Origin of the sequence: Ralstonia sp. TCR112, assembly GCF_007997035.1 — a bacterium.
GTDB classification, from domain to species: domain Bacteria; phylum Pseudomonadota; class Gammaproteobacteria; order Burkholderiales; family Burkholderiaceae; genus Ralstonia; species Ralstonia edaphi.
Genome location: NZ_VOSS01000114.1, coordinates 1 through 17,350, shown reverse-complemented (window position 1 = coordinate 17,350; position 17,350 = coordinate 1). Strand labels below are relative to the sequence as shown.

Annotated in this window: 18 protein-coding genes and 1 pseudogene; 9 read left to right on the top strand and 10 right to left on the bottom strand. The window is 65.9% G+C overall.

Annotation, left to right across the window (positions count from 1 at the left end; genetic code table 11):
- Positions 1-95: 95 nt before the first annotated feature.
- The 5 genes from FUT88_RS22950 to FUT88_RS22930 all read right to left on the bottom strand — a co-directional run bounded on the left by FUT88_RS22950 (position 96) and on the right by FUT88_RS22930 (position 3,855).
- On the bottom strand, positions 96-1,757 hold the full coding sequence (locus FUT88_RS22950) for an S-layer protein (RefSeq protein WP_147218682.1): 1,662 nt from the start codon (positions 1,755-1,757) through the stop codon (positions 96-98).
- A gap of 245 nt (positions 1,758-2,002) precedes the next feature.
- The gene (locus FUT88_RS22945) at positions 2,003-2,209 is read right to left on the bottom strand and encodes a hypothetical protein (RefSeq protein WP_147218680.1); all 207 of its coding nucleotides are present in this window, start codon (positions 2,207-2,209) and stop codon (positions 2,003-2,005) included.
- Between the two features lie 34 nt (positions 2,210-2,243).
- Positions 2,244-2,783 (bottom strand): DUF4142 domain-containing protein, encoded by a 540-nt coding sequence (locus FUT88_RS22940; protein WP_147218678.1) that lies wholly within the window; start codon positions 2,781-2,783, stop codon positions 2,244-2,246.
- A gap of 26 nt (positions 2,784-2,809) precedes the next feature.
- A complete protein-coding gene (locus tag FUT88_RS22935; protein ID WP_147218676.1) occupies positions 2,810-3,193 on the bottom strand; it encodes a DUF2795 domain-containing protein in 384 nt (127 codons plus the stop codon).
- 182 nt (positions 3,194-3,375) lie between these two features.
- Entirely contained in the window at positions 3,376-3,855 is a 480-nt protein-coding gene (locus FUT88_RS22930) for an RrF2 family transcriptional regulator (RefSeq protein WP_147218674.1), read from the bottom strand.
- Positions 3,856-4,091: 236 nt separating this feature from the next.
- Here FUT88_RS22930 and FUT88_RS22925 point away from each other — a divergent pair, with 236 nt between their 5' ends.
- From FUT88_RS22925 to FUT88_RS22905, 5 genes are all read left to right on the top strand, one after another.
- On the top strand, positions 4,092-5,297 hold the full coding sequence (locus FUT88_RS22925; RefSeq protein WP_147218672.1) for a globin domain-containing protein: 1,206 nt from the start codon (positions 4,092-4,094) through the stop codon (positions 5,295-5,297).
- Positions 5,298-5,325: 28 nt separating this feature from the next.
- Positions 5,326-6,540: an NnrS family protein gene (locus tag FUT88_RS22920; RefSeq protein WP_147218670.1), complete on the top strand. Its 1,215-nt coding sequence runs from the start codon at positions 5,326-5,328 to the stop codon at positions 6,538-6,540.
- 75 nt (positions 6,541-6,615) lie between these two features.
- A complete protein-coding gene (locus FUT88_RS22915) occupies positions 6,616-8,073 on the top strand; it encodes a PLP-dependent aminotransferase family protein (protein WP_147218669.1) in 1,458 nt (485 codons plus the stop codon).
- Between the two features lie 78 nt (positions 8,074-8,151).
- A complete protein-coding gene (locus FUT88_RS22910; protein ID WP_147218668.1) occupies positions 8,152-8,589 on the top strand; it encodes a carboxymuconolactone decarboxylase family protein in 438 nt (145 codons plus the stop codon).
- 48 nt (positions 8,590-8,637) lie between these two features.
- Entirely contained in the window at positions 8,638-9,069 is a 432-nt protein-coding gene (locus FUT88_RS22905; RefSeq protein WP_147218666.1) for an SRPBCC family protein, read from the top strand.
- A gap of 4 nt (positions 9,070-9,073) precedes the next feature.
- Here the strand turns inward: FUT88_RS22905 and FUT88_RS22900 are convergent, their stop codons facing one another.
- Positions 9,074-10,393: an MFS transporter gene (locus FUT88_RS22900; RefSeq protein ID WP_147218664.1), complete on the bottom strand. Its 1,320-nt coding sequence runs from the start codon at positions 10,391-10,393 to the stop codon at positions 9,074-9,076.
- A gap of 168 nt (positions 10,394-10,561) precedes the next feature.
- On the bottom strand, positions 10,562-11,446 hold the full coding sequence (locus FUT88_RS22895; RefSeq protein ID WP_147218662.1) for a LysR family transcriptional regulator: 885 nt from the start codon (positions 11,444-11,446) through the stop codon (positions 10,562-10,564).
- A 115-nt stretch (positions 11,447-11,561) separates the two neighbouring features.
- Here FUT88_RS22895 and argC point away from each other — a divergent pair, with 115 nt between their 5' ends.
- Both argC and FUT88_RS22885 read left to right on the top strand, forming a co-directional pair.
- Positions 11,562-12,494 (top strand): N-acetyl-gamma-glutamyl-phosphate reductase, encoded by a 933-nt coding sequence (gene argC / locus FUT88_RS22890; protein ID WP_147218660.1) that lies wholly within the window; start codon positions 11,562-11,564, stop codon positions 12,492-12,494.
- A 138-nt stretch (positions 12,495-12,632) separates the two neighbouring features.
- Positions 12,633-13,469, top strand: a complete 837-nt coding sequence (locus FUT88_RS22885) for a bifunctional allantoicase/(S)-ureidoglycine aminohydrolase (RefSeq protein ID WP_027678748.1) — start codon at positions 12,633-12,635, stop codon at positions 13,467-13,469.
- Between the two features lie 86 nt (positions 13,470-13,555).
- Here FUT88_RS22885 and tam read toward each other — a convergent pair.
- Positions 13,556-14,334, bottom strand: a pseudogene (gene tam, locus FUT88_RS22880) (trans-aconitate 2-methyltransferase).
- Between the two features lie 101 nt (positions 14,335-14,435).
- Here tam and FUT88_RS22875 point away from each other — a divergent pair.
- Entirely contained in the window at positions 14,436-15,332 is an 897-nt protein-coding gene (locus FUT88_RS22875) for a LysR family transcriptional regulator (protein ID WP_147218658.1), read from the top strand.
- 53 nt (positions 15,333-15,385) lie between these two features.
- On the opposite strand, the gene FUT88_RS22870 is transcribed toward FUT88_RS22875, so the two are convergent.
- Both FUT88_RS22870 and FUT88_RS22865 read right to left on the bottom strand, forming a co-directional pair.
- Complete coding sequence (locus FUT88_RS22870) at positions 15,386-15,694, bottom strand: hypothetical protein (protein ID WP_147218656.1); 309 nt, start codon at positions 15,692-15,694, stop codon at positions 15,386-15,388.
- A gap of 218 nt (positions 15,695-15,912) precedes the next feature.
- A complete protein-coding gene (locus FUT88_RS22865) occupies positions 15,913-17,040 on the bottom strand; it encodes a nickel/cobalt efflux protein RcnA (protein ID WP_147218654.1) in 1,128 nt (375 codons plus the stop codon).
- Between the two features lie 97 nt (positions 17,041-17,137).
- Between FUT88_RS22865 and FUT88_RS22860 the strand changes: the two genes are divergently transcribed.
- Positions 17,138-17,350, top strand: a 213-nt coding sequence (locus FUT88_RS22860) for a metal/formaldehyde-sensitive transcriptional repressor (RefSeq protein ID WP_147218652.1), incomplete at its 3' end; no start/stop codon positions are given.

Sequence of the window (17,350 nt, the reverse complement as noted above, 5' to 3'; positions counted from 1 at the left end):
CAGGCAGCGTCGGGCTGGCGGTGACAGTGTGGCTGCGGCGCACCAGCGCGCCCGCCGCAGCGTCAGTCACCGCGTCTGCCTGACGACTGCGGCGCTTATTGCACCGACACGAACACCGGGTTCGAGTAGAACCACAGATCGTTGTAGTTGCGATCGTTGATGGCGTTGAAGCGCGCGGCGTTTTCCGTCACCACGGTCTTCTGGTCGGGGAGCGGATTGCCGTTGCTGGTCTCGCCCGACACGTTCATGCCGAGGTTCGTGCCGCGCAGGCGGAAGTACTGGTTCTTGGCGGCCGTGTAGGTGTACGTGACGGTGTTGTAGCCGTCGGCGTCGACCTTCCAGTCCGCCTTGGTGAACGTGGCGACGACCTTGGTGGAGTCGTTGGTGTCCTTCGCATAGGCCGGCGTGCCTGCTGCAGCCTTGCCCGTCACGTCGCCGGCAATCAGGTCGACATGATCGACCACCGGCCGCATGTTGACCTTGAAGCCGCTGCCGAGCGGGTACTCATAGTTGTTGTGATCGGGGCTCTTGAAGCGGATGGTGATCGTCACCTTGTCGCCGGCCTTGGCCGTGAGCGTACCGCCCATGTCGGCAGATGTGGCTGCGGTGCCAGCACGGAAGTCCAGCGCGTTGATGAGGTCGCCGAATACGGCGAACGATTTGCCCGAGCGCATGGCGGCCAGCAGCGTCTTCAGGTCGGGGCTGGTGCCCGGCAGCCAGATATAGGTCTTGGCGTATTCGCCGGGGTAGTAGCCGCTGCTGAACTGCTGCGTGGCGTCCACTTCAAAGTGGTGGTCGGAATCGGCAAAGTTCCAGATGCGGCGGCCCTCGCCGAGCAGCGCATCCCAGACGCCGCCGACTTGCGCGACCACGTAATCGACGCCGCCGTAGGTGCGGTTCTTCAGGTTGGCATCGATGTAGGCGCTGGTATAGCCGCCGCGATCGGGTTCCATCTGGTTGCCCACCATGCCTTCGATGCCGAACATGATGTCGGGCGCCGTGTCGTTGAACTCGCGGAAATCCGCCACCGTGTACTTGCCCGGGTTGCGCGACGGGTGATTGATCAGGCCGTAGCTGGTGTTCGGGTAATTCGTCTTGAGCCACTTGAAGGCATTGACCACGTCGGTGTGTGTCGTGCCGGCGCGCGGGCCTTCCTGCTGCCATGCGGTCACATCGTTCGGGTCGAACAGCGATGCGGACTGCTGCGTGAAGAAGTACTCGAACTTGTTCAAGCCCTTGGCCGACGTCTGCAGCTTGTCGGTGCCTTCGAAGATGCCCACGTTCAGGTGGTCGTGCGTCGGCATGTCCCACTCGGCGGCGGAGAAGACCAGCTTGCCCGCGTACTTGCCTGCCGCCTGCGCCTGCGCAATGGCGGGCATCTCGTACTTGGCGATGCCGGCCGATGCCGCAATGGAGCCGCCGACCAGCGTGGCGCCGGTGGCGTCGCGCGGCGACGGACGCAGGTGGTTCGATACGGCCATCCAGTCGAGGCTGTTGAGATCGAATGCGTGGTCGAGCACCGTCGACAGGGGCGTGACGGCATCGACGGACTCCGCCGTGTGCACGTGCAGGTCGCCCGTGGTCCACATGCCTTGCGGCTTGGCCGGCTCTGTCGGTGTGGTGGGGGTTGTCGGTGCCGGCGAGGTACCTGCGGTGCCCGTGGGCGCGGGGTCGTCACTGCCGCCGCACGCGTACAGGCCGAGGGTCAGGCATGCCGGTACTGCAATGGCGAGCAGCGTCTTCTTGGTCGAAAGCATTGTGGTTTCCTGTCGATTCGATGAGGTCGGGCAAACGCCTCCGGCCACCCATGCGTGTGGGCGGCTCATGCAGAACTAAAACGTTTGCGCGGCCGAATCTTGGCGACAAACCATGACGTTTTAGTGACGAACCGGTGTGAAAACAGAAGCTGATCGGCCCTAAGCGAGCCGGCGCCGGACGCAAACAGTGCGCAAAGAAAACGGCCCCTAAAAAGGGGCGCGTTCAACGGGCTGCGGGTTTGGCGTCAAGGGGCGTCCTTGGCGGACGTATCGCGCTCTTCCTCGCCGGCGGGCTGGTGGTGCGATTTGCGCCCGCCGACCTCTGACATGTCGCGCTCGCGGACTTCCGCTTCGCGCACCGTCGTGCCTTCGGCATCGGTTTCCGACACATCGGTCAGAAACGTATCGTCGCCGGAGGCGTGCCCGGCGCCCTTCTGGTGTCGGCTATTCATGGTCACCTCTGTCAGTGATGTTGCGGCGGCCGCGTTATTTCACCGCGGGTTTCAGCTGTTCCGCCATCTGCAAGTGCTCGCGCAGCGCCGGCAGGTTGTGTGAGAAGAACGCCTTGATGTCGGGGTCCTTCGCATCCTTCGAGGCCTTGTCGAACAAGGAAACTGCCTCCTTGTGCGCCTTCACCCCCACCTCGTCGGCGTAGGCCTTGTCGAACTTCGCGCCTTCAAGCGCACTGAGCTTGTCGACCTTGGCGCGTTCGTCTGCGGGCAGGCTATCGGGCACCGTAATGCCCTTCTTGCCGGCCAGCGTCTTGAGTTCGTCGCCTACGGTGGTGTGGTCCTTCACCATCCGTTGTGCGAAGGCGCGCACGTCGGGGTTGCTCGCGCGCGTAATCGCAACCTGGCTGGCCTGCACTTCGAGCATGCCCGAGGCCGCGGCCTTGGTAACGAACGTCGTGTCGGACTTGTCCGCTGCTGCCCGTGCCACGCCGATCGCTCCGCCAAAGCCCAGCGCCCCTGCCAGGAACAACGCGGCGACGCGCCGTGCACCGATATGCTGTGTCGATCTGTTCATGGGTGATCCTCCTGCGCGAGTGCGCATCACTTTTCGTTGCTGACGGCCTTCGAAACCGCGGCCGGCGTGTCGTACTCGTCGTCGGGCATGTCGCGCAACGTTTTCAGCGTGCTGTCATCCGCGCCGTTGGCCTGCGCGGTTTTCAGCAGCTCTTGCTTCTTGGCGGGGTACGACGCGCCCTTCAGGGCCTTCTGGATGCCGATCGGCGAATGCGTTGCGTGTTCGCCGCTGCTGCCCCCGCCATGCGCGCCGCGCTCGTGCGACTTGGCACCGGCACGTTCGGACGACTTGCCTGCGCTGCCCTGGCTGGCGTGTCCGCCACGCTCCTTGGCCGATGCGCTGCTGCGTTTGCTCTGCGACGTCGATTTCGAGTGCGACGCGTGCTTGCTCTTGTCGCGAGTGGGTTTCATGACACCTCCGCTGGTCGGGTTGATCGGGCCGCAGCCGAAAATGGCGCGGCCCACGACCGTTTTGCAGCAGCGAACATGCCTGCGGGGCGGTGGTTGGGGGGACCGGAGTGGGCGGGCGACAGCTTAGTTACGTAGGCCCGACATCGTGCTTCAGTGCGTGCTACGGCAACTCTGGCGAGCGCTTACGCTGCTACGCTTTTGCGCCGGGCAGCACGCGGCATCGGCAGTGGCGCCTCTCCCAATGCGCGACTGACCGCGTTGGGTTTGTCGACCAGATCCTGCAGCGTGTAGCCATCGAGCACCTCGAAGTACGCCCGCAACGCCGCGTGCAGCACGCCGCGCAGGCCGCACACGCGCGTGATGACGCAATGGTTGTCGTCGCCGTGGAAGCACTCGACCATGCGGAAGTCGGGTTCGGTGGCGCGCACCACGTCGCCGAGGTTGATTTCGGCCGCCGGGCGGCCCAGCGTGATGCCGCCCGAGCGCCCTCGCACGGTATGCAGGAAGCCGTCCTGACCAAGCTGCTGGACGATCTTGATGAGGTGGTTCTTGGGAATGTCGAAGGCATCCGCAATGCGCTGGATCGTGACGAGCTCGTCCGGGTGCACGGCCACGTAGATCAGCGTGCGCAGGGCGTAGTCGGTGTAGTCGGTCAGTCGCATGGCGGGCGTGCGGCGTTGCCGCAGGTAGAAACATTCATGAGAGGCACATCTTATCGGGAAGTTGCGCAGAAGATGCGCCGGTTTGCCGCAGGTCAATTTGTTGCATCGCAAATATACGTTTAATAGAATCCAATGCAAGCGGTTGCCTGAGCACCAGGCCATCCAAAACAAAGCGTGACGGCGCCCCCCCCCCCCGTCTTATTTGTTGCATATTTCACGCATATTTGGAGTCCAGCATGCTGTCCGACAAGTCCAAGCCCTATATCGATGCCAGCGTTCCAGTGCTGCGCGAGCATGGCTTGACCATCACGCAGACCTTCTATCGCAACATGTTCGCCAGCCACCCCGAGCTGACGAACGTGTTCAACATGGGCAACCAGGCCAACGGGTCGCAGCAGCAGTCGCTGGCTTCGGCGGTGTTTGCGTATGCCGCCAACCATGGCAACAACGCGGCGCTGGCACCTGTGGTCAACCGTATCGTGCATAAGCACGCCGCTGTCGGTATCAAGCCGAGCCACTATCCGATCGTCGCGCGCCACCTGCTGGGTGCCATTGCCGAAGTGCTGGGCGATGCTGCCACGCCCGACCTGCTTGCCGCCTGGGACGAAGCCTACTGGCTGCTCGCCGCCGAGCTGATCGCCGCTGAAGCGCGTCTGTACCAGCACACCGGCAGCGGCCCCGACCATCGCCAGCCGGTGCGCATTGTCAGCCGCCGTCAGCAGGCCGAAGACGTGGTGTCGCTCACGCTCGAAGCCGTGGGCGATGCGCCGCTGGCCGATTTCCTGCCGGGGCAGTACATCTCGGTGCAGGTGGAGCTGGCGCCGGGCGCGCTGCAGCAGCGCCAGTACAGCCTGTCGGACGCGCCGAATGGCCGCACATGGCGCATCTCGGTCAAGCGTGATGCGGGTGACGTTGACCGCCCGGCGGGCACCGTGTCGAGCTGGCTGCATGCCAATGCGCGCGAAGGCGACGTCCTGCTGGTCAGCCAGCCCTACGGCGACTTTGTGCCGCAACTGGCGACCGACAACCCGATCGTGCTGATGTCGGCGGGTGTCGGCATCACGCCCATGATCTCGGCGCTCAACACGCTCGCGCAGGAGAACAGCGCACGCAAGATCGTGTTCAGCCACGCCGCGCGCGCCGCCTCGCATGTTGCTCACGTCGACGATCTGGAGCGTGCGGCCCAGGCGCTGCCGGCATTCGAGGCGCATGTGTTCCTGGAATCCGGCGAAGCCGCGGAATTCGCATCGCGCCCCGCACGGCCCGGCCGCATGACGGTGGACACGTTCGTGCGCGACAACGCGACGGAAGCGGACTTCTATCTCTGCGGCCCGCTGCCGTTCATGCAGGCACAGCGTGCTGCGCTGCTCGCCAGCGGCGTGCCGTCGGAGCGTATCCACCGCGAAGTGTTCGGCCCCGACCTGCTGGACGACATTCTCTGACTCTCTGACCTGAACCACGGAAATCACCATGCCCCGCCAAGCCCCGTTGCTCACCATCGGCAAGCCCGACCCGGCAAGCCGCGTGCCTTACGCGGGGCGGGCCGTCTTCGCGCTCGGCTTCCGGCCGTTCTACCTGCTTGCTGCAGCGTTTGCCGCGCTGGGCATGGCGTTGTGGGCGGCGTTGCTGCTGGGTGTCCTGCCCTCGGCCCAAGGTCCGGCCACGATGGCGCCGCTGTTCTGGCACGCGCACGAGATGGTGTTCGGTTTTGCGGCGGCGGTGGTGGTTGGTTTCCTTTTCACAGCGGGAAAGAACTGGACCGGCCTGCAGACGCCGCAAGGCACGCAGCTCGCGGCGCTGGCTGCGCTGTGGTTGGCGGCACGTGTGCTGATGTGGACCGGGCCCGTGCCGCTGGCTGTGGCTGCGGACGTGGCGTTCCTGCCGGCGTGCGGCGTGGCGTTCCTGCGCGTCTTGCGGCGCGCGAAGAGCGCACGCAACTATGGCTTGGCGATCGCGCTGCTGGTGCTCGGTGCCGTCAACGCAGCGTTCCATGCCGCGTTGGCGCTGGAGGCGCCGCTGGCCGCACTGCGTTGCCTGGATGCGGCCGCCGGGCTGGTCTGCCTGTTCGTCACGGTCATCGGCGGGCGCGTCATCCCGATGTTCACGTCCAACGCGGTTCCGGGCGTGCATGTCCGCCGTGTGGTTTGGGCCGAGCGCGCAATCGTGCCGGCAACGGCGCTCGCAGTCGTCATGTTGGCGACGCCGCTGCAAGGCATCGTTCCTGCCGTCGTGTTTGCGGCGGCAGCAGTCGTGCAGGCTGTCCGCTGGGCAGGCTGGGACACACGCCGCACGCTGCGCACGCCCATCGTCTCCATCCTGCATGTGGCGTATGCCTTCCTGCCCGTCGGCTTTGCCATGTTGGCAGCGGCTGCACTCGGCTGGGGCGACCGTTCCACCGCGCTGCATGCCCTCACGGCCGGAGCCATCGGCGGCGCCATCATCGCGATGATCACGCGCACCGCGCTCGGCCACACCGGCCGGATGCTGCGTACGGGGCGGGCAGAGAATTTCGCCTACGCCGCCATCGCGCTGGCTGCAGTCGTGCGCGTGGCAGGCCCCGCGCTGCTGCCGCGCGAGGTGTGGATCGGTGGGGCGAGCGTGCTGTGGGTGGCGGCGTTCGCGGCGTACCTGTGGCGCTACACGCCGTGGCTGATGGCGCCGCGCGCCGACGGCCGGGAGGGCTGAGCTTCAGCGTCGGCCGTTCGTCCGGGCCGGCAGCTTCCGTAGAATGGCGCAGCCCCTCTGCACACTGCGCCCACGATGGATGTCCATTTGACGATCCACGGCCGGCATGACCTTGCCGGCCAGCTCTATCGACAACTCCGCACCGCCATCCTCGATGGCCGGCTCGTGCCGGGCGAGCGTCTGCCTTCCACGCGGGACCTGGCGCTGCAGATCGGGGTGTCGCGCAAGACCACGCTGGACGTATTCGAACGCCTCATCGCCGAGGGCTATCTGCGCACGCGCGCCGGCTCCGGCACCTTCGTCGTTGAGGCCACCGAAGGATTGCGCGCACGCACGCCGACGGCCTCGCCTGCGGCGCAATTGGCGTCGCCTGCGCCGGTCGCACGCACTTTCGACACACCCTGGAACAACATGCCGGCGGTGCTCCCCATGCCGCGCGCGAATATCGTTTACGACTTTGTGGGAGGCGTGACCGAGAAGCGTTTGTTCCCGTTTGACGTGTGGCGGCGCTGCGTTGCGCATGCGTTGCGCCAGCAGGCGCGCGGGCGCGGCGGCTATCACGATCCGGCGGGCGACCAGGCGCTGCGCCTGGCCATCTCGCGCTATCTCGCGTTCAGCCGCGCGGTGGTGTGTGCCTGGGCCGATATTGTCGTCACGCATGGCGCGCAGCAGGCTATCGATCTGATCGCGCGCGTGCTGGTGCGCCCGGGCGACACCGTGGCCATCGAAGATCCTGGCTATCCGCCCGCGCGCATTGCGCTGCAGGCCCTCGGCGCGAATGTCGTGCCGGTGCCGGTCGATGCCGAAGGCCTCGTCGTCGATGCGCTGCCCGAGCACGCCAAGCTCGTCTACGTGACACCGTCGCACCAGTTTCCGCTCGGCATGCCGATGAGCCTCGCGCGCCGCGCGCAACTGCTCGACTGGGCGCAACGGCATGACGCCCTCATCATCGAAGACGACTACGACAGCGAATTCCGCTTCGACGGCCGTCCGATGGAATCGCTCAAAAGCCTGGACGCTGCGGGTTGCGTCGCTTATGTGGGTACGTTTTCCAAGACGATCTTTCCGGAGCTGCGCATCGGCTACGTGGTGCCGCCAGCCTCGCTCGTGGCGCCGCTGCGGCACGCCAAGCAGGTGGCCGACTGGCACAGTGAATCGCTCATGCAGGCGGCGCTGGCCAAGTTCATGCTCGACGGCGATTTCGGCAAGTACCTGCGCCGCATGCACAAGGAATACGCAGCGCGCCGCAATGCGCTGCTGCGGCATCTGCGTGGCCCGCTGGCGCCGTGGTTGGCGCCCGTGCCGTCGGCGGCGGGCATTCATATGGCAGCGCAGGTCCACGCGCCGTTGCCCGAAGCCGAGCTGGTGAAGCTGGCGGAAAGCGTGGGCGTCGGGCTGTACGGCACGGCCCGGATGTATGTGGCGCGGCCGCCGCAGCCCGGACTGCTGATTGGCTACGGCCACGTGAACGTTGCCGAGATCGACGCGGGCCTCGGCAAGCTGGCGGAGGCGCTGGCCAAGGTGGCTACCTGATATTCGCGCGGATTGGCAATTCCAAGGTGCCACCTGCGCGCCTAGACTGGCTCCAGTTCTCAAGCACAGGAGCCTCTCATGGAACCCCGCCTCGACTTCTATCAAAGCAATCCCGCCGCCATCCAGGCGGTCCTGGGCCTCGAAAAAGCGCTGGGCAAAAGCACGCTGGAAAAGCCGTTGACAGAACTCGTGCGCCTGCGTGCCTCGCAAATCAACGGCTGCGCCTATTGCGTCGACCTGCACACCGCCGATGCCCGCAAGGGCGGCGAAGACGACCGCCGCTTGGCCACCGTCTCGGTCTGGCATGAAACGCCCTTCTTCACCGACCGCGAACGCGCCGCGCTGGCCTGGACGGAAGCCGTCACCCTCGTCGCAGAAACGCACGTGCCCGACGAGGTCTGGCAGGCCGTGCGCGCGCAGTTCTCCGATGCCGAGCTGGTCGACCTGACGCTGCTGGTCAGCACCATCAACACGTGGAACCGCCTGGCCATCAGCTTTCGCAAGCTGCCCGCCTGAGCGCCGCATATACTGCCTCGCACGGCGAACGCCGCACACGGAGGCCCCATGCTGCACAACGTCCGCACCCTAAGCGTGAATGTCGAGCGTCACTTCGATGACGTGGCCATGTTCCTGGCCGAGCCACTGAACTTTCCGATCTGGGCGACCGGCCTGTCGGAAGGGCTCGCGCCCGGTACGCAGGGTTCGGGCGCCGCACCCGACGAGTGGATCGCCAAGGCCGCGCCCAACAGCGACGAAGGCACCGTGTTTATCCGCTTCAGCCCGCCGAATGAATTTGGCATCGCCGATCACTGGGTGCGTCTGCCGGACGGATCGATCGTGTACGTGCCGCTGCGCGTGGTGCGCAACGGCGCCGGCACCACCGTCTCCCTCACGCTGTTTCAGCAGCCGAACATGGACGATGTGCAGTTCGACGCCGATGCCGAATGGGTGCAGCGCGACCTGGTGAAGCTGAAGACGGTGCTGGAAGCCGAATAACCGCTCAGGCCTTTTCCGCCTGCGGTGCTTGCGGCACCGTTTGCGGACCGGACGCGCCGGCAGGTGCACCAGATGCCGGTGCTGCAGGCGATGCCGCCAGCGACGGATCGCCTTGCGCATCCGAGCCCTTCACTTGGCTCACCCAGAACACGCAGAACAGCCCCGCCGCCACGGCCAGCCAGCCATTGAGGCCATAGCCCTCGATACGGCCGCCGGCACCGGCGGACAGCAGCAGCCCGCCCACCCACGCGCCCACGCCGGTACCCACCGACATCACCGCGCTGTTGGCCGACAGGAACGCGCCGCGCACCTGCGGGGCGGGCACCGTCGTCATCAATGCCTGCATCGGGACCATGCGGCTGGAGAGGACGACCATGAAGAACGGGAAGAACAGCAGCATGCCGATGAACGGCCAGTCGGGCAGATGCGTCATGAGCAGCACCGGGATGAACGCCAGCAGTGCCGCACCCACGAACACGCGGCGGCGGCCGTAGCGGTCGGCCAGCTTGCCGACGGCGCGCGAGCTGAAGAACGACGCCGCGCCGCCCGCCACATACAGCCACGACAGGTTTTCAGGCGCCACGCCGTGGTTGGCCACCAGCACCGGCGAGATGAACGGAATCACCAGCATGTGCGAACCCATCATCACGAAGGTCAGCACGAAGGCGCGCAGATGGCGCGGGTTGGTGAGCAACCGCCACAGGCCGGAGAGCACCTCGCCCAGCGTCTGGCTGCGATTGCCGGCCAGATGCTCGGCCAGCGGCGGAACCGTTTGCCGCGCGCCCAGCCAGATCAGCACCGTGAGCGCCGTCAGCAGGAAGAACGGCGCCGACCAGCCGAAGTGCGCGCCAATGGCAATGCCGACCGGCACGCCGGCCATGGCCGCCAGCGCAAACGACGACATCACCACGCCGGTGGCCGCGCCGCGCCGCGCAGGAGGAACCACGTCCGACAAGACAGCCATGATGATCGACCCCAGCACGCCGCCCGTAACGCCCGCAAACGCGCGTGCAAACAGCAGCATGCCGTAGCTGCCCGATAGCGCGCAGGCCAGGTTGGCCAGCGTGAAGAGGCCGTAGACCGCCAGCAGCAGCCGGCGCCGGTCAAAGCGGTCGATATAGGTGGCGGCCAGCAGGCCGGAAGCACCCGAGCACAGTGAATACACCGACACGGCCGTGGCGAACGCCGCCGGGCCGATGCCAAACGTATGCATGATCTGTGGCCCAAGCGGCATCATCACCATGAAATCCATGATGACGGTGAACTGCGTGAGCGCGAGCAGCCAGAGCAAGCGGCGCTCGCGCGAGGGATCAAGTAGAGGCATGAGGGCGAAGAAAGAAAGGGAGCGGGCGGCGCGCGCGGCTCGGAAGGGACAGCCAAGCGCGCCGGGTTGTGTCGAAAAACATATCTTACGATAGTTGTCGCGACACAAGAAGTCAAACCTTATTCAGCGGATTTTCCGCCTCGTCACGGTGCCAAGGCGCGCAATGCGCTATTTCGCCCGCAGCATCCACAGTACGTCGAGCACATGCTGCGTCGATCGCTCGACGTTGCCCGCCCGGTGCGCGATGCCAAGTTCGCGCCACAACGCAGGCCGCAGCGGCCGCATGGTGATGCGCACATCCGACGGTGCGGCGGACGCCTCGTGCGGGAGCAGTGTGGCGCCATAACCGGCGGCAACGAGGCTTTTGATGGCGTCGTTGTAGTTGAGCTGGATGCGCGGCACGGGGTGATAACCGTCCGTGGCGAACCACTCGGTCGTCTGGCGTGACAGACGCGTGGTGGCGTCGTTGAGGATCAACGGCTGCGCGCTCAGCCAAGCCGGCGTGATGCGCGCGGGGCTCGTCCAGTGCGCCGGCAGGAACGCCATTACCGGATCGCGCCGCCATGGCTTGATGGCGAGCCCCGCCACCTGCGATTGCGGCAGTGCCACGAGGCCAATGTCGAGCGCGCCATCGGCGAGCCTCGCCAGCGTTTCCTGCGACGTGAGCACCGCCACCTGCACGTCGATGCCGGGGTGGTCTTGCCGCAGCACCTCCAGCGCCTGCGGCAGCAAGTGGGCGATGGCGCCGGTGGACGCGCCCAGCCGTACGCGCCCGCTCAGTCCCTGCACCTGGCGTTGGATGTCGTCCAGCGCCTGCTCGGCATCGGCCAGCAGCTTGCGGGCGCGCTCCACCATCACCTCGCCGATGGCGGTGGGCTGCACCTGCCCGCGCTTGCGAGAGAGCAACTGCGCGCCCACGCGATCTTCGAGTTCGGCAATGTGCAGGCTGACGGTGGGCGCCGCCAGATGCAGCGCCCGCGCCGCGTCGGCAAACGAACCGCGCTGGGCAACTTCGACGAGCGTGCGCAGGCGGTCCAGGCTGATCTCTCGCATGATTCAGAAACGCTGAAGGTGACGGTTGTGAAATTCAACTTTTCATATTCTAGGTCGCGCTCGAAGATGGAGGCTCGCATTCATCACCATCTTCTTTCCCTGGGAGCGCTCCCCCATGTCCACACCCCTCGTCTTCATCGACGGCGACCAAGGCACCACCGGCCTGCAAATCCACGAGCGTCTGCGCGGCCGCGTCGAGCGGCAAGACCTGAAACTGCTGACCCTTCCCGCCGACGCCCGCAAAGACGCGCAACGCCGTGCCGAAGCCATCAACGCCTGCGATATCGCCATCCTGTGCCTGCCTGACGCGGCCGCGCGCGAGGCGGTCGCGGCCATCGTCAACCCGGGCGTGCGCGTGATCGACGCCAGCTCCGCGCATCGCACCACGCCGGGCTGGGTCTACGGCTTTCCGGAAATGAGCGAAGGGCAAGCTCAACGTGTTGCGTGCGCGTCGCGCGTGACCAACCCGGGCTGCTACCCGACCGGCGCGATCGGGCTGCTGCGCCCGCTCGTGCAGGCGGGCCTTGTGCCGGCGGATTACCCGATCAGCATTCATGCCGTGTCCGGCTATTCGGGCGGTGGCCGCGCCGCGGTGGAAACCTACGAGGGGCCGGAGGCGGCAAACGCCCTGCCGTTCCAGGTGTACGGGCTGGGTCTGGCGCACAAGCACACGCCGGAGATCCAACTGCACGCCGGGCTCACGCAGCGGCCGATGTTCGTCCCGGCCTACGGCGCGTATCGCCAGGGCATTGTGCTGACGGTGCCGCTGGAACTGCGTCTGCTCCCCGCCGGCGTTGATGCCACTGCGCTGCATGCATGTCTGGCTGACCACTACGCCGGGGCGCAGCATGTGGAGGTGATGCCGCTGCAGGTGCCGTCCGCCGTGCCGCATCTCGACCCGCAGGCGCTCAACGGTACCAACGACATGCGCCTGGCCGTGTTCGCCAACGACCATGGCCAGGTCCTGCTCACGGCGGTGTTCGACAACCTCGGCAAGGGCGCATCCGGCGCAGCGGTCCAGAACCTTGATCTGATGCTGGCGCGGTAGTGGCAAATCGAATGGAAGTTATCGGAACATTTAATTGGTCGATTGCGGGCGACTTCGCTATCGTCAACGCCGCCCGCGTACGAACCGCCTGTTGCTGTTTGCGCTCGGGGCCGGACCAACCCATTGCCTGAATGCAACATGTCTAAGACCACGTATTACGCGCCGCATGGCGGCCATCCGCCGCAGACGGATCTGCTGACCGATCGTGCGATGTTCACCGAGGCGTACGCGGTGATCCCCAAGGGGGTGATGCGCGACATCGTCACGAGCTGGCTGCCGTTCTGGACCCAGACGCGCCTGTGGGTGATCGCCCGCCCGCTGTCGGGTTTTGCCGAGACCTTCTCGCAGTACATCGTTGAAGTGAACCCGGGCGGCGGCAGCGACAAGCCCGAGCAGGACAAGAACGCCGAAGCCGTGCTGTTCGTCGTTGAAGGCGAAGCCGAGCTGACGCTGCAGGGCAAGAAGCACACGCTCACGCCGGGCGGCTACGCGTTCATTCCGCCGGGCGCCGACTGGACGCTGCACAACGTCAGCGACGCCGCGGTGCGCTTCCACTGGATCCGCAAGCACTACCAGGTTGTCGATGGCATTCCCCTGCCGGAAGCCTTCGTGACGAACGAGCAGGACGTCGAGCCGATCCCGATGCCGGGCACCAACGGCGCCTGGGTGACGACGCGCTTTGTCGACATGAGCGACATGCGCCACGACATGCACGTCAACATCGTCACGTTCGAGCCAGGCGGCGTGATTCCGTTCGCCGAAACCCACGTGATGGAACACGGCCTGTACGTGCTCGAAGGCAAGGCCGTCTATCGCCTCAATCAGGACTGGGTCGAAGTGGAAGCCGGCGACTTCATGTGGCTGCGCGCGTTCTGCCCGCAGGCCTGCTATTCGGGGGGCCCTGGCCGCTTCCGTTACCTGCTGTACAAGGATGTGAACCGTCACATGAACCTGACCCTGAACCCGTCGCGTTAAGCGACGCAGAGGTCGGATAAAAAAGCCCGCCGGTATTTGCCGTCGGGCTTTTTTTCATGGCGGCGCTTCTGCTTCTGCGATTGCGCCTACTTGCGCGTCGCCACGATGAACAGGCGCGGAAACGGCAGCAGCACCGTGCCGTCGTCGAGTGCCGGATAGGCGGCGGCGATGGCATCGCGGTAGCGCGCGAGAAATGCGGGCTGTTCGGCTTCGTTCAACGCTGCGAGGAAGGGGCGCAGGCCGGTTCCCTTCAGCCATTCCACCACCGCATCCGCGCCACCGCGCAGAGGGTGGTAATACGTGGTGCGCCATACGTCCACCCGACTGCACAGCGGTGACAGCATGGCGTAGTAGCGGCGTGGGTCAAACCGCTCCGTGCGTTCGACGCCCTTGAGCTTGCCGGCCCACGGGCCGTCGGCAGCCACCTCGCGCATCAGGCGGTGCGTCGGCTCATCCAGGTTGTCGGGCATCTGTACCGCCAGGTGGCCGCCCTGCGTCAGTTTGCCGATCAATTTCGGGAACAGCGTGCCGTGATCGGGCAACCATTGCAGCACGGCGTTGGCCAGGATCAGATCGAACGGTTCGGGCGGGTTCCACGTGGCAACGTCGGCGATCTCGAAATCCACGTGCGGCAGGCGCTTGCGTGCGGCCTCGATCATGTCGGCCGAAGTATCGAACCCGCGGGCGGCCGCGCCGGCGCGCGCGCCATCAGTGCCTCGGTGGAATTGCCTGGCCCGCAGCCGATGTCGACGGCACTGCGGATGGCCGTTTGCGGCACGGCGGCCAGCAAGTCCCGGGCAGGCCGCGTGCGTTCTTCTTCAAAGCGCACATATTGATCTGCGCTCCAATCGTGCTGCGTGGTCATGGTGGTTCTCCTTGCCGGGGTTGCGATCGAACAAGGCCATTCTCTGGCATGGCCGGAGATCAGTAAAATGAATTCATTGCGGGAATTCATTCATTTATCTGATGAAAATCGATACGCTCGGCGTGCAGGCATTCGTGGCGATTGCGGAGAGCGGCAGCTTTACGCAAGCCGCCGATACGCTGCACGTGACGCAGACGGCCATCACGCAGCGCCTGCGCAAGTTGGAGGCGTTTCTTGGTGTGGCGCTGGTGGAGCGCACCACGCGCCGGACCGAGCTGACGGAAATCGGTGAGCGCTTTCTGCCGCAGGCGCGTCGGCTGCTCAATGAGTTGTCCGATGCGCTCACGGAGATACGCGAGACCGGCCTGAGCCAGCGCGGCGACATCACGATCGCCTGCGTCCCGACGGTGGGCGTGCACTACCTGCCGCGCATCCTGCGCGCGTTCTCCGAGCACCGCCCACACGATCGCGTGAAGATTCTCGACCACGCCTCGGCGTCCGTGCTGCAGGCGGTGCTGCGTCGTGAGGCCGAGTTCGGTATCAGCATTGCAGGCGACCAGCATCCGGAACTCGTGAGCGTGCCGCTGACCAGCGATCCGTATGTCCTCGTCTGCCGCGACGATCACCCGCTCGCCAAGCGCCGCCGCATCCGGTGGCAGGCCCTGCAGCCCCACCCGCTCATCTTCGCCGGCGAGGTCAGCGGCAACCGCAGCCTGCTCGACGGCGCACTCAAGGCAAGCGGCGTGACGCTGCATTCGTTCTATGAAGTGCAGCGCAGTTCAACAGCGCTCGGGCTGGTGGCCGAAGGCCTGGGCGCGGCGGTGGTGCCGCGGCTGGCGATTCAGAAGAACGCGTATCCGATGATTCGTACGGTGGAGCTGGTCGAGCCCGAAGTGTCGCGCACGCTGGTGCTCGTTACGCGCAAGGCAGCGCAGCTGTCGCCTGCAGCGCGTGCGCTGTATGACCGGATCGTCGACGGGGCAGCATCAGCGAGGTGATGCTCGCGTGGAGGGCCGCGCTTACACGGTCCCTCTCACGCCATGCCGGCCCGTCACGCGCGAGCGCCGTCCGTGCTGCCCGGGTAGCTCGTATCGCCGCGCCATGCGAGCAAATCGTGCGCGCTGGTCTGCCGATCCGCGCCTTGCGCATACGGGTCGAAACGATCGTACTTCCACGACAGATAGCCATAGGTGTCGGCCTGGCGGTCAGCGCCCTGCGTGAACGGGTCCGTCTTGTCGACGGCGCCTTGCGTGTAGGGGTCGTACTTGGCCTGCGCGGCCGAGGCCGGTTGGGCGATGAACAGTGCGGCGGAAGCGGAAAGCGTGGCAAGCAAGGCCAGGGTAAGGCGGCGGGTGTGCATGATGAACTCCTCGTGCGGTGAACGTGCCGCCGGAGGCGGCTCCATTGGATCGCTAGCGGCGCGTGGCCGCCCGGATCCCACAGGTTGGTCGCGGTGCGCATGCAAACCTGACACTGCATCGACGAAAAACACGCCGCACCAGCCTCAGCCTGTACCTGCAGATACGCAGGCCATGCGGCAATGGATGCAGCCTTGTCACACCAAACACGCAGACGTTGCTACGGCAGTTGCATCAACCCGTGCACGCCCTGCCATCCCACGTACAACCCGACGAGGGCGATCAGCACGCCTGAGAGGTACGGCGCCTTGCGTGCAAATTCACCAAAGCCGCCCCAGCGCCGGGAGACGTGCTTCACGCTCAGCGCCGCCAGCGCGCCCGAGGCCACCAGCGTGAGCGCCAGCCCGATGCTGAAGCACAGCACCAGCGCCGCGCCCAAAGTGATCTTCTTGAGCTGCAGGCACAACAGCAGCACGGTGATCGACGCCGGGCACGGAATCAGTCCGCCCGTGAGCCCGAACACGATGATCTGGCCGGTGGTGACTTCACGGTTGGTGAAGCGGCGGCGGATGTCGTTGGCGTGCGCGCGTTCGTGGGCGTCCTGGTATTCGGCAGATGAAACATCGAGGCCGCCATGGCTGTGATCATGGTCATGGTCGTGATCATGCTCGGAGAACGTGACTTCGTAGTCATGCCGATGGTGTTCGTGCCCGAGCGACAGGCGCGCCACAAAAGCATGCGGCTCGGGAATGGCGTGCTCCGATTCGAGAAAGCCGTCGCGCTGGACGAAGCGGAAGGTTTGCCGGCTGCCGTCGGGACGCTCGGTCCCGACCTGCACTTGCTCGGCTGACCATGCGGTGCCGCGCGTGCCCTCGCGTGTCAGCCGGAAGCGCGGCGGCACGCCATCTTCGAAGATGGCCAGCTGCACGACGCCATGGCCGGTGTCGATGCGCTGCACGTCGTCATGGCCGTGATCGTGGTGATGATGATCGTGGTCGTGCGCCGCGTGCGTGCTGCGCCAGGTGCGCCACATCATCCACGCTGCCACGGCCACGATCAGCACGGCCGACACCATCTGAAAATACGGCTCGGTCGTTTCTGCGTTCCAGTTGCGGCCGAAGTACAGGCCCGCCATGGCCACCGCCCACACCACCGCCGTATGCGACACCGTGGCCGACAGCCCGAGCAACACCGCCTGCGTGAGCGTGCCGCGGATCGCAACGATGAACGCCGCCATCATCGTCTTGGAGTGCCCAGGCTCCAGGCCATGCAGCGCACCGAGCAGGATCGCACTGGGAACGAACAGCCAGGCGTTGCCTTGCTGCAGCAGGGTGGTGAACGCGGTCATGGGGAAGGCAGTGAATTCGGGGTAGGCGAAATATACTCCCCCCGAGTATAGTGATGCTACCCTCGCGCGTCATTCACACCACCCCGATACCCGACCCATGGCTCATACCATCCGCGACAAAGCCAAGCTGCTGGCGCGCGTGCGGCGCATCCAGGGGCAGGCCGCTGCGCTGGAAAAACAACTCGCCGAAGAGGGCGATTGCACGGCCGTCCTGCAGCAGATCGCGGCGATTCGCGGTGCGGTTAACGGACTGATGGCAGCGGTCATCGAGGGCCACCTGACCGATCACGTCGTGAAGGAGCCTGCCGAG